The organism is Streptomyces sp. NPDC002851, assembly GCF_053591935.1.
Window position 1 is genome coordinate 1 of record NZ_JBSFUT010000075.1, and the last position, 11,662, is coordinate 11,662.

7 protein-coding genes and 1 pseudogene are annotated in these 11,662 nt (G+C 69.7%); 6 read left to right on the plus strand and 2 right to left on the minus strand.

Annotation, left to right across the window (positions count from 1 at the left end):
• Together ACWD10_RS37980 and ACWD10_RS37985 are read left to right on the plus strand one after the other, a co-directional pair.
• A partial coding sequence (locus tag ACWD10_RS37980; protein WP_451098341.1) for an amino acid permease occupies positions 1-1,089 on the plus strand: 1,089 nt, incomplete at its 5' end.
• Positions 1,090-1,209: 120 nt separating this feature from the next.
• Complete coding sequence (locus tag ACWD10_RS37985; RefSeq protein ID WP_451098343.1) at positions 1,210-2,559, plus strand: FAD-binding oxidoreductase; 1,350 nt, start codon at positions 1,210-1,212, stop codon at positions 2,557-2,559.
• A gap of 116 nt (positions 2,560-2,675) precedes the next feature.
• On the opposite strand, the gene ACWD10_RS37990 is transcribed toward ACWD10_RS37985, so the two are convergent.
• On the minus strand, positions 2,676-3,263 hold the full coding sequence (locus tag ACWD10_RS37990) for a biotin transporter BioY (RefSeq protein ID WP_451098345.1): 588 nt from the start codon (positions 3,261-3,263) through the stop codon (positions 2,676-2,678).
• A 309-nt stretch (positions 3,264-3,572) separates the two neighbouring features.
• On the opposite strand from ACWD10_RS37990, the gene ACWD10_RS37995 reads away from it, so the two are divergent.
• The 3 genes and pseudogenes from ACWD10_RS37995 (at position 3,573) to ACWD10_RS38005 (ending at position 7,977) form a co-directional block, all read left to right on the plus strand.
• On the plus strand, positions 3,573-5,033 hold the full coding sequence (locus ACWD10_RS37995) for an amino acid permease (protein WP_451098347.1): 1,461 nt from the start codon (positions 3,573-3,575) through the stop codon (positions 5,031-5,033).
• Positions 5,034-5,181: 148 nt separating this feature from the next.
• Positions 5,182-6,558 (plus strand): annotated as a pseudogene (locus ACWD10_RS38000) (amino acid permease); the annotation flags it as partial.
• A gap of 777 nt (positions 6,559-7,335) precedes the next feature.
• The gene (locus ACWD10_RS38005) at positions 7,336-7,977 is read left to right on the plus strand and encodes a superoxide dismutase (RefSeq protein ID WP_451098348.1); all 642 of its coding nucleotides are present in this window, start codon (positions 7,336-7,338) and stop codon (positions 7,975-7,977) included.
• A gap of 135 nt (positions 7,978-8,112) precedes the next feature.
• Here the strand turns inward: ACWD10_RS38005 and ACWD10_RS38010 are convergent, their stop codons facing one another.
• Positions 8,113-8,757: a mycothiol-dependent nitroreductase Rv2466c family protein gene (locus ACWD10_RS38010; protein WP_451098350.1), complete on the minus strand. Its 645-nt coding sequence runs from the start codon at positions 8,755-8,757 to the stop codon at positions 8,113-8,115.
• Between the two features lie 183 nt (positions 8,758-8,940).
• Here ACWD10_RS38010 and pepN point away from each other — a divergent pair, with 183 nt between their 5' ends.
• The gene (gene pepN / locus ACWD10_RS38015; protein WP_451098352.1) at positions 8,941-11,523 is read left to right on the plus strand and encodes an aminopeptidase N; all 2,583 of its coding nucleotides are present in this window, start codon (positions 8,941-8,943) and stop codon (positions 11,521-11,523) included.
• The last annotated feature ends 139 nt before the right edge of the window (positions 11,524-11,662 follow it).

Genomic DNA, 11,662 nt, shown 5'->3' on the forward strand with positions numbered 1-11,662 from the left:
GTCGTACTCGCCGTCGAGGCGACCGCCGGGGCCGACATCCTGGAGGGCTGGATACCCGCGGTCCCGAAGTGGGCCTGGGCGCTGCTCATCATGGTCGTCCTGACCGCGACCAACCTGGCCTCGGTCGGCTCCTACGGTGAGTTCGAGTTCTGGTTCGCCGGGATCAAGGTCGTCGCGATCGGCGCGTTCGTCGTCGTGGGCCTGCTCGCCGTCTTCGGCCTCCTGCCCGGCTCCGACAACCCGGGCGCGGGCTTCGCGCATCTCACCGACACCGGCGGCTTCCTGCCGAACGGCGCCGGGGCCATCCTCACCGGTGTCCTGATGGTGGTGTTCTCCTTCATGGGCAGCGAGATCGTGACGCTCGCCGCCGGTGAGTCGGAGGACCCGCAGCGCGCCGTGACCAAGGCGACCAACAGCGTGATCTGGCGGATCGCGGTCTTCTACCTCGGCTCGATCTTCGTCGTCGTGACGCTGCTGCCATGGAACAGCGATTCCATCACCAAGGACGGCTCGTACGTCGCCGCCCTGAACTCCATCGGCATCCCGCACGCCGGCCAGGTCATGAACGTCATCGTCCTGACCGCCGTCCTCTCCTGCCTCAACTCCGGCCTCTACACCGCCTCCCGAATGGCCTTCTCCCTCGGCCAGCGCGGCGACGCACCCCGCGCCTTCGCCCGCACCAACGCCCGTGGCGTGCCGCAGGCCGCGATCCTCGGCTCGGTCGTGTTCGGCTTTGTCGCGGTCTTCTTCAACTACAAGTGGCCCGACACCGTCTTCGCGTTCCTGCTCAACTCCTCCGGCGCCGTGGCCCTGTTCGTCTGGCTCGTGATCGCCGTGACGCAGCTGCGGATGCGCGGGATCATCATGCGCGAGTCGCCGGAGAAGCTGGTCGTGAAGATGTGGCTGTTCCCGGTCCTGACCTGGCTCACCATCGGCATGATCGTCTTCGTGATCGGCTACATGCTCGTGGACACCACCGGGCGCGAGCAGATGGTGCTCTCGCTGCTCGTCGCGGCCGTGGTGCTCGCGGTGGCCGGGGGCCGGGAGTGGGCCTGGAAGCGGGCGAAGAAGAAGTCTGCCGGACTCTGACGCGCCGCACCCGTCGTCGGGCGGGCCGGAAGACCGGTCGAACGGGGTCCGAATAACTGGTCGGACGGGGTCCGAAAAAGTTGACGGCGGATGTCAGGTTATGCGAGGACGCTGTCCCGCATGAACCAGCAGACACCTGTCACTCAAGGCCCCGTCCTGCGCCCCGGTCACCCCGGTTACGACGACGAGCGGTCCGGCTTTCAGGCCGCCTACGCCCACCGTCCCGCCCTGATCGTCGGCGCCGAGAGCGCCGCGGATGTCCGCGCGGGTGTGGCGTACGCCCGTGACCGGGGGCTCGGCGTTGCCGTCCAGTCCACCGGGCACGGGCTCTCCGCCGCCACCGAGGGCGGGGTCCTCATCACCACCGGGCGTATGAAGGACCTCGTCGTCGACCCCGTGCGGCGTACCGCGCGGGCCGCCGCCGGGGTCCGCTGGGCCGAGGTCATCGAGGCCGCGGCCGCGCACGGGCTCGCGCCGCTGAACGGCTCCGCGCCCGGCGTCGGCGTCGTCGGCTATCTGACCGGCGGCGGACTCGGCATCCTGGGGCGGCAGTTCGGCCCGGCCGCCGACCACGTACGGTCCTTCGACCTCGTCACGGCCGACGGGGAGCCGCGCCGCGTCGACGCGGAGCACGAGCCCGAGCTGTTCTGGGCGTTGCGCGGGGGCGGCGGCGGATTCGGGGCCGTGACGGCCGTGGAATTCGACCTGGTGCCGCTGCCCCGTGTGTACGGGGGGATCCTCGCCTTCGCCGACGAGCAGGTGGAGGGGGCGCTCGCCGCGTACGTGGCATGGGCGCAGGACCTGCCCGAGGAGCTGACCTCGTCCGTGGCCCTGATGCAGTGGCCGGACGCGCCGTTCGCGCCCGCGGCGTTCCGTGGGCGGTATGTGTTGCAGGTACGGGTGGCCTTCACCGGGTCCGCCGCGGAGGGCGAGCAACTGGTGGCGCCGCTGCGGGAGTTCGGGCCGCGGATCGTCGACAACCTGCGGGTGATGCCGTACACCGAGAGCCACACGATCCACAGCGATCCACCTGAGCCGCACCCGTACGACGGGGACAACGTGCTCATCGCCGACGCGCCGGACGCTGCCGCCCTGAAGTCACTGACCGGGACGGCCGCGCGGGGTGCGGTGGTGCAGGTCAAGCACCTGGGCGGGGCGCTCGGCCGGGCCCCTGCGGTGCCGAACGCTTCCGGGCACCGGCGGGCGCGCTGGCTGGTCTCCGCTCTCTCCGCGCTGTACGGGACCGATCGGGAGACGGTGCGGGGCGCGCATGCGCGGGTGCTTGCACCGCTGCGGGGCGCTGCGCTGGGCCGGAACCTGAACCATCTGTTCGGGGAGTTCGGCGTCGAGGTCGTACGGGATGCCTATGAGCCGGAGGCGTGGGCACGGCTGGGTGAGGTGAAGGCGGCGTACGACCCCGGGGGCATGTTCCGGTACGCGTACGGCGTGCGGCTCGGGGTGGGGAGTTAGTCCCCTACCCCGCCGCAGATATCGCGCAGGGGGGTACCTCCCTGCGCGAACGCAGTTGAGAGCTTGAGGGAGCGCTCGTCCTCGACCGCCGGACGGGCTACCGGACGGGCCAGGAGTTACTTGCCCAGCGCCTTCCAGGCCGTCGGCAGTGCACCCATCGCCAGTGCCGCCTTCAGCGCGTCGCCGATCAGGAACGGGACCACGCCCGCCGCCAGGGCCGCCGTGAGGGACATGCCGGTGGCGGCCATCAGCCACGGCACGCCCACCGCGTAGATCACCGCGGAGCCGGCCGCCATCGTTCCGGCCATCCGCAGCACCGAGCGGTCGCCGCCGCGCCGGGCCAGGGCGCCGACGATGGTCGCGGCGAGCAGCATGCCGAGGACGTATCCGAAGGAGGCGCCGCCCCAGCCCGCCGTACCGCCCTGGAACCACGGCATACCGGCCGCGCCCACGAGGGTGTAGACGAGGAGCGAGAGGAAGCCCCGCCCGGCGCCGAGCGCGGTGCCGACGAGGAGCGCGGCGAAGGTCTGGCCGGTGACCGGTACCGGGGAGCCGGGCACCGGGACGACGAGCTGAGCCGCGAGGCCGGTGAGCGCGGCACCGCCGACGACGAGCACGGTGTCCACCGCATACCTGGCGCGCGAAGCAGGCAGCAGGTCGGCGAGGACCTGACCGGGACGGGTGGTGACGGCGGCAGTGGCCATGGCGGGACTCCGGTACTGAAGAAGGGACGGGTAAAAGTGCGGGATTACTGCGGGACTACTGAAGTACGGACGAAGTACGGACAGGACTGCTCAAGTACGTACACGGGACTGCTGAAGTACGGGCAGAGCGGAACACGGCGACGTTAGCCGACGGCGCTGGGGCGATCACCGGCCACCGCCCACAAAGCAGCAGGTGAGCGCTTGGTGCGGACCGCACAAAGGAGCCGGGCCACCGGCCCCGACCGCTTTTGCGCGGACTGCCCCGCACGGGACAGACTGTGCACTCCCGTCAAATCGAAAGTCCGCACCATGCACGACGCCCTCGCAGCCGGGCCTTCCGCCGCCGGTCCTTCCACCGCCGAGCGGCACTCGCTCGTCGAGACCGAGCCGCTCTCGCACGGGCTCAAGCAGCGCCATCTGACGATGCTCGGCCTGGGCGGGGTGATCGGCGCCGGGCTGTTCGTCGGCTCCGGTGCCGGGATCGCCGTCGCCGGGCCCGGGATCGTGCTCTCGTATCTGATCGCCGGGCTGCTGGCGATGCTGATCATGCGGATGCTGGGCGAGATGGCCGCCGCGCTGCCCGCCTCCGGGTCGTTCTCGGTGCACGCCGAGCGGGCCATCGGGCGGTGGGCCGGGTTCAGCGTCGGCTGGCTCTACTGGTTTCTGCTCGTCGTGGTGCTCGCCGTGGAGGCCACGGGCGCGGCACAGATCGCCCATGGGTGGGTGCCGGAAGTGCCCCAGGCGACCTGGGTGTTGATCTTCATGGTGGCGTTCACCGCCTCGAACCTCGCGGCCGTGCGGAACTTCGGTGAGTTCGAGTTCTGGTTCGCCGCCCTCAAGGTCGCCGCGATCGTGCTCTTTCTGCTGCTCGGCACGCTCGCGATCTTCGGGCTGCTGCCCGACACGGATCCGGTCGGGTTCACACATCTCGTCGGTGACGGCGGGTTCCTGCCGAACGGCTGGCAGGGCGTCGTCTCCGGTGTGCTCGCCGTGGTCTTCGCCTTCGGCGGCCTGGAAGTGGTGACCATCGCGGCCGCCGAGTCCAAGGACCCGGCACGGTCCGTCTCGCGGGCGGTGCGCAGCGCGGTGTACCGGATCCTCTTCTTCTACATCGGTTCGATGCTGGTCGTCGTGACGGTGCTGCCGTGGACCGAGCAGCGGGCCGGACTCAGCCCGTACGTCGCGGTGCTCGACTCGATCGGGGTGCCGTCGTCCGGCCAGATCATGAACATCGTGGTGTTCGTGGCGCTGCTCTCCGCCCTCAACGCCAATCTGTACGGCGCCTCGCGGATGGTCTTCTCGCTCGCCGAGCGCGGTGAGGGGCCGCGGGCGCTGCTCAAGGTGTCACGGGGCGGGGTGCCGCGGCGCGCGGTGCTCGCCTCGGTGGCCTTCGGGTTCGTGTCCGTCGGGCTCAATCTGCGGTGGCCGGACACCATCTTCTTGTACCTGCTCAACGCGGTCGGCGCGGTGCTGATCTTCGTATGGACGCTGATCGCGGTCTCGCAGCTGCGGCTGCGGCGGCTGATCGAGCGGGAGGCGCCCGAGCGCCTTGTCCTGAAGATGTGGGCGTACCCCTATCTGACCTGGGCGGCGCTCGCGGGCATGGCCGCGGTCGTCGTACTGATGCTGTTCGACGACACCGCGCGGCCGCAGCTGCTCTGGTCGGCGGGGGCGGCCGCGGTGGTGCTGATCGTGGCGCTCGGGCGTGAGGGACGCGACCGCAGGCGGCGGCGCCTCAGCCCCGCGTCGGCGTCTGAGCCTCGTGCCTGATTCCCGAGACCTTCACATACAGTTCACAACTGTGTGCGGCGCGTAAGCGAAGTGTCCGCATTTCGAGCTGTGCCTTCTGTTGAGCGAACACGGCCCCCACACTGACCGGGTCCAGACCGCCACCTCACGTAATGGGCCCCCCATTCCAATGACTCGGACCACGCTCTCCCCCGGGGCGCCGGCCGACACGACGGAGAGCGGCTCTCCGCTGTCGAACGGCCTCAAGCAGCGTCACCTCTCGATGATCGCCCTCGGCGGCGTGATCGGCGCGGGCCTCTTTGTGGGCTCCGGCGCCGCGATCTCGGCCGCAGGACCGTCGATCATCGTCGCATACGCGATATCCGGCGCCCTCGTCATGCTCGTCATGCGGATGCTCGGCGAAATGTCCGCCGCCAACCCCGCATCCGGCTCCTTCTCCGTGCACGCCGAACGGGCCATCGGCCCGTGGGCCGGCTTCGCGGCCGGCTGGTCCTTCTGGTTCCTGCTCTGCGTCGCCGTCGGTCTCGAAGCCATCGGTGCCGCGAAGATCGCGCACGGCTGGGCGCCCAGCGTGCCGGAGTGGGGCTTCGTCGCCCTGTTCATGTTCACGTTCTGCGTCACCAACCTGATCTCGGTGAAGAACTTCGGCGAGTTCGAATTCTGGTTCGCGGCCCTGAAGATCGGCGCGATCCTGCTCTTCCTGGGCGTCGGCATTGCCGCCATCGCGGGCGTACTGCCCAACAACGAGGCGCCGGGCCTGGCCAACCTCACCGGCAACGGCGGGTTCTTCCCCAACGGCAGTGAGGGCCTGATCGTCGGCCTGCTCGCCTCGGTCTTCGCGTACGGCGGTCTGGAGACCGTCACGATCGCGGCAGCCGAGTCCAAGCACCCCGTGAAGGGCGTGGCGAAGGCCGTGCGCACGGCGATGTGGCGCATCGCGATCTTCTACATCGGCTCGATGGCGGTCATCGCGACCCTCGTGCCGTGGAACGACCCGGCGCTGCCCAACCCGGACAAGGGCTCGTACGTCGTGACCCTGGAGCACCTGGGCCTCCCGGCCGCGGGCCAGATCATGAACGTGGTCGTCTTCGTCGCCCTGCTCTCCGCGATGAACGCCAACATCTACGGCGCCTCCCGCATGGCCCGCTCGCTGGTCGCCCGTGGCCAGGGCCCGTCGGCGCTCGGCCGGGTCTCCGGCGGCGTGCCCCGGATCGCGGTCGCCACGTCCAGCGTCTTCGGGTTCGTCTGCGTGCTCCTGAGCTACTGGTACCCGGAGACCCTGTTCGCCTGGCTGCTGAACATGATCGGCGCGATCATCCTGGTCGTCTGGTTCTTCATCGCCGTCTCGCAGCTGCGGATGCGCAGGAAGCTGCAGCGTGAGGCGCCGGAGAAGCTCGTCGTGAAGATGTGGCTGTTCCCGTACCTCACGTGGGTGGCGCTCCTCGGCATGGCCGCGGTCTTCGTCCTCATGGCGCGTGAGGAGGGCACCCGGATCCAGCTGTACTACACGGGTGGCCTGGTCCTGGCGCTCGCCATCCTCGGCTACTTCCTCAACCTGTCGCGCGGCATCAAGGCCGCGCACGGCAAGGTCGACGACCTGGCCGCGGAGCTCGAGGCCCTGAAGTCCGGGAAGCTTCCGGCGGCACCGGCGGGTGGCGATGCGGCCCTCGAGGCGGCTGCCGCGAAGAACGACGCCGACTCCGACGCCGAGGAGGAAGCCACCTCTGAGGACGAGGCCGACGCGGCCGCCGAGGCTGACACCGAGTCGGACGCCAAGAGCAAGGACGCCGACACGGACGAGGACGCCGAATCCGACGCCGAAGCCAAGCCCGACGCGGACGCCGAATCCGACGAGCCCGGCGACTCCAAGGAGAAGGCCGACGCCAACGCCTGAACCGCCCGCCACGCGAGAGGGCCCCGCACGGATCGGATCCGTGCGGGGCCCTTTCTGTCTGGCCGTCTACACGCTGCGTCAACTGCATCGGGAGTGGCTCCCCCGCGCTGGCGGCTCGCGAACGCCACTGGCTGTGGCGCCCCCGGCTGCATCCTGCCTCCGCCGGGAGGCTGAGGCCGTTGACCGGGCCCCGCGCCCGGGCATCGCAGCCCGGGTGTCCTGCACGGTCAACGCCCCAGTGAAACCGGGTCCACCAGCCATCAGCCGGGATTGTGCCTTCGGTGGCTCGCGTGCGGCACCCCTAAGCGTGCCAGCCGGGCCCCCGCAAGGCTGAAGACCCTCACAGGTTCACCCCATCGAGCGACGATCGACAAGCTGCCTCTATGATGCACTTGCAAGTTATTTGCAATAAGCCCTGGAGGGGACCCGATGGCCGTCTACACACTCCCGGAACTCCCGTACGACTACTCCGCGTTGGCGCCCGTGATCAGTCCCGAGATCATCGAGCTGCACCACGACAAGCACCACGCGGCGTATGTGAAAGGCGCGAACGACACGCTGGAGCAGCTGGCGGAGGCGCGCGACAAGGAGACGTGGGGGTCGATCAACGGCCTGGAGAAGAACCTCGCCTTCCACCTGTCCGGGCACATCCTGCACTCCATCTACTGGCAGAACATGACCGGTGACGGCGGCGGTGAGCCGCTCGCCGTGGACGGTGTGGGTGAGCTCGCGGATGCGATCAAGGAGTACTTCGGCTCGTTCGCCGGGTTCAAGGCGCAGCTCAGCAAGGCGGCCGCGACCACCCAGGGTTCGGGCTGGGGCGTGCTCGCCTACGAGCCGGTGAGCGGGCGCCTGATCGTCGAGCAGGTCTACGACCACCAGGGCAACGTGGGCCAGGGCTCGGTGCCGATCCTGGTCTTCGACGCCTGGGAGCACGCCTTCTATCTCCAGTACAAGAACCAGAAGGTGGACTTCATCGAGGCCATGTGGCAGGTCGTCAACTGGCAGGACGTCGCCCGCCGTTACGCCGCCGCCAAGCAGAGCGCCACCAATCTGCTGCTCGCGCCGTAACGGCGCACGCCCCGATACGTCCTGCTCGTGATCGTCTTCTCAACCTTCACCGGGCAGGCGGAAAAACCGGAAGCCCCCGCGAGGACGTGACTCGCGGGGGCTTCCGCATCGTACGGAGCGTGGAAAACGTACGACCTACAGGTTGCTGAAGTCCGGGTCCTTGTCACGGGTGCGCTTGAGCTCGAAGAAGCCCGGGACCGAGGCCACGGCAAGGACGCCGTCCCAGAGACGGGCCGCCTCCTCACCCTGCGGGGCCGGCGTGACGACCGGGCCGAAGAACGCGATCTCGCTGCCGTCGGGGCCGGGGACCGAGATCACGGGGGTGCCGACCTCCTGGCCGACCTTGTCTATGCCCTCCTTGTGGGAGGCGCGCAGCTCCTTGTCGTACTGGAGCGAGTCCCAGTGGTCCATCAGCGAGGCGGGCAGGCCGACGTCCGCCAGGGCGGCGGCCACGACCTCCTTGTTCACACCCTCGCCGCGGTTGTGGATACGGGTGCCGAGCGCGGTGTAGAGGTCGCCGAGTACCTCTTCGCCGTGCTCCTCCTTGGCCGCCGTCGCGACCCGGACCGGGCCCCAGGACTTGCCGCCCGGGAGCATGTTCTCGCGGTACGCCTCGGGGAGCTGGTCCAACTTGTCCTCGTTGAGGACGCCGAGGCTCATGACATGCCAGCGGACCTCGACCGGGCGCACCTTCTGCACCTCGAGCATCCAGCGGGACGTGATCCACGCCCAGGGGCACAGCGGGTCGAACCAGAAGTCGGCGGTGACCTTCTCCGTCATGTCTCTCCTCGTACGTAAGAGTTCTCGTGAGAGTTGTCGCGCTCAAAGCCTCAGAATGGCGAACGCCGCAGGCCGGGCAGGCATTCCCGGATGGCTGTCTGCCCGGCCTGCGGGTCGCGGGCCGTGCGAGGATCGGGGACGATTCCAGCGACCTCGACCTCATGGCGTCACGAAGGAGTGCCCGTGCCCGGTGAGAACCTGACCCGCGACGAAGCCCGCGAGCGGGCCGCCCTGTTGTCCGTCGACGGGTACGACGTCGAGCTCGACCTGCGCTCCGCGGTCGGGGACGCATCGGCATCGGACGGCAGCCCGCGCACCTTCCGTTCGGTGACGACGATCCGGTTCCGCTGCGCCGAGCCGGGCGCGTCGAGCTTCGCCGACCTGGTCGCGCCGCGCGTCACGGCGGTCTCCCTGAACGGCACGGACCTCGACCCGTCCGAGGTGTTCGACGGCACCCGCATCCACCTCGAGGACCTGCGGGCGGAGAACGAGCTGGTGGTGGACGCCCAGTGCGCGTACAGCCGCACCGGCGAGGGCCTGCACCGCTTCGTCGACCCGGAGGACGGCGAGGTCTACCTCTATACGCAGTACGAACCGGCCGACTCCCGCCGGGTGTTCGCCAACTTCGAGCAGCCGGACCTCAAGGCGCCGTTCCGCTTCGAGGCGCGGGCGCCCGAGGGGTGGACGGTGTGGTCCAACGGCGCGGGCGAACACGTCGACAGCGTGTGGAAGTTCGCGGAGACCAAGCCGATCTCCACGTACATCACGGCGATCGTGGCGGGCCCGTACCACTACGTCACGGACACCTACGAGCGGACCTTCGAGGACGGCACGCGGCTCACGATTCCGCTGGGCGCGCTGTGCCGGAAGGGCCTCGCGCCGTATTTCGACGCCGATGACGTATTCCTGGTGACGAAGCAGGGCCTCGACTTCTTCCACGACCACTTCGACTACCCGTACCCCTTCGGGAAGTACGACCAGGCGTTCGTGCCCGAGTACAACCTGGGGGCGATGGAGAACCCGGGCTGTGTGACCTTCCGCGAGGAGTTCATCTTCCGCGGGAAGGTGACGCGGGCGTCGTACGAGCGGCGGGCCAACGTCATCCTGCACGAGATGGCCCATATGTGGTTCGGCGACCTGGTCACCATGGAGTGGTGGGACGACCTGTGGCTCAAGGAGTCCTTCGCGGACTTCATGGGCTCGTTCTCGATGGTCGAGTCCACCCGCTTCACCAACGGCTGGATCACTTTCGCCAACAACCGCAAGGCGTGGGCGTACCGGGCCGATCAGCTGCCTTCGACGCATCCGATTACCGCTGATATTCGTGACCTTGAGGACGCGAAACTGAACTTCGACGGCATTACGTACGCGAAGGGCGCGAGCGTGCTCAAGCAGCTCGTGGCGTACGCCGGGAAGGACGCTTTCCTGGAGGGGGCGCGGCGCTACTTCAAGCGGCACGCGTACGGCAACACGCGCCTCGGCGACCTGCTTTCGGCCCTGGAGGAGACCTCGGGCCGGGACATGACGACCTGGGCGCGGTCCTGGCTGCAGACGGCGGGCGTCAACTCGCTCACGCCGCTGGCGACGTACGACGCGGCGGGCCGCATCACTTCCCTCGCCGTGCTCCAGGAGGCGGTGGAGGCGTACCCCGAACTGCGGCCGCACCGCGTGGCGGTGGGACTGTACCGGCGCTCGGCGGACGGGGATCTCGCGCGGTACGCGCGCGCCGAGGTGGATGTGGCGGGGCCACGGACCGAGGTGGCGGAGCTCGTGGGCGAGGAGCGGCCCGAGCTGATCCTGGTCAACGACGACGACCTGACGTACTGCAAGATCCGCTTCGACGAGGGCTCGCTTGACACGCTGCGCGGGCACTTGGGGGAGGTGACGGACCCGCTGGCCCGGGCGCTGTGCTGGTCCGCGCTGTGGAGCCTGACGCGGGACGCGCTGATGCCGGCCCGGGACTTCATCGACCTGGTGCTGCGGTTCGCCGGGCGCGAGACCGATATCGGGGTGCTGCAGATGCTGCACACCTGGGCCCGTTCGGCGCTTACGTTCTACGCGGCGCCGCGGTGGCGGCCCGAGGGTGGACGCCTGATGTCCGAGGGCGCGCTGCGGGAGCTGCGTCTGGCCGAGCCGGGCAGCGAGCATCAGCTGGCGTGGGCCCGCTTCGCGGCCTCGGTCGCGGAGTCGGACGCGGATCTGGGGCTGCTTCAGGGCCTGTTGGACGGTACGGCGAAGATCGACGGGCTCGACGTGGACCAGGAGCTGCGCTGGACCTTCCTGGAGCCGCTCGCCGCGCACGGCCGGGCGGACGAGGCGGCGCTCGCGGCGGAGCTGGCCCGCGACGACACGGCCTCGGGCAAGCGGCACCAGGTGCGGTGCCTGGCCGCGCGGCCCTCGGCGGCGGTGAAGGCGCAGGCGTGGGCGCAGGTCGTGGAGTCGGACGAGCTGTCCAATGCGCTGGTGGAGGCGACGATCGCGGGGTTCACGCAGGCGTCGCAGCGGGAGTTGATCGCGGGGTATGCGCCGAAGTACTTCGCGGTGATCGAGCGGGTGTGGGCGGAGCGGTCGATCCAGATCGGGATGGATGTGGTGCGGGGGCTGTTCCCCGCGCTCCAGGACTCTCCGTCGACGCTGGCGGAGACGGATGCGTGGCTCTCCGCGCATCCGGATGCGGCCCCCGCCTTGCGGCGCCTCGTCCTGGAGGCCCGGGACGACCTGGCGCGGACGCTGCGGGGGCAGGCTTGCGACGGGGCGGCGGGCTGAGGCGGGTGGTTCTTCCCCACCCCACCCCTTCCCGAAAGCTTGCAGCAGCTTCGGGGGCTGCCGCCCCCGGACCCCCGCCGCAGGTATCGCGCAGGGGGGTACCTCCCTGCTCGAACGCAGTTGAGAGCTTGGGGGAGCG

Bases quoted from the DNA above. Each gene is read 5' to 3' on its own strand.
- ACWD10_RS37985 (WP_451098343.1), top strand. From the start codon at position 1,210: ATGAACCAGCAGACACCTGTCACTCAAGGCCCCGTCCTGCGCCCCGGT.
- ACWD10_RS37990 (WP_451098345.1), bottom strand. From the start codon at position 3,263: ATGGCCACTGCCGCCGTCACCACCCGTCCCGGTCAGGTCCTCGCCGAC.
- ACWD10_RS37995 (WP_451098347.1), top strand. From the start codon at position 3,573: ATGCACGACGCCCTCGCAGCCGGGCCTTCCGCCGCCGGTCCTTCCACC.
- ACWD10_RS38005 (WP_451098348.1), top strand. From the start codon at position 7,336: ATGGCCGTCTACACACTCCCGGAACTCCCGTACGACTACTCCGCGTTG.
- ACWD10_RS38010 (WP_451098350.1), bottom strand. From the start codon at position 8,757: ATGACGGAGAAGGTCACCGCCGACTTCTGGTTCGACCCGCTGTGCCCC.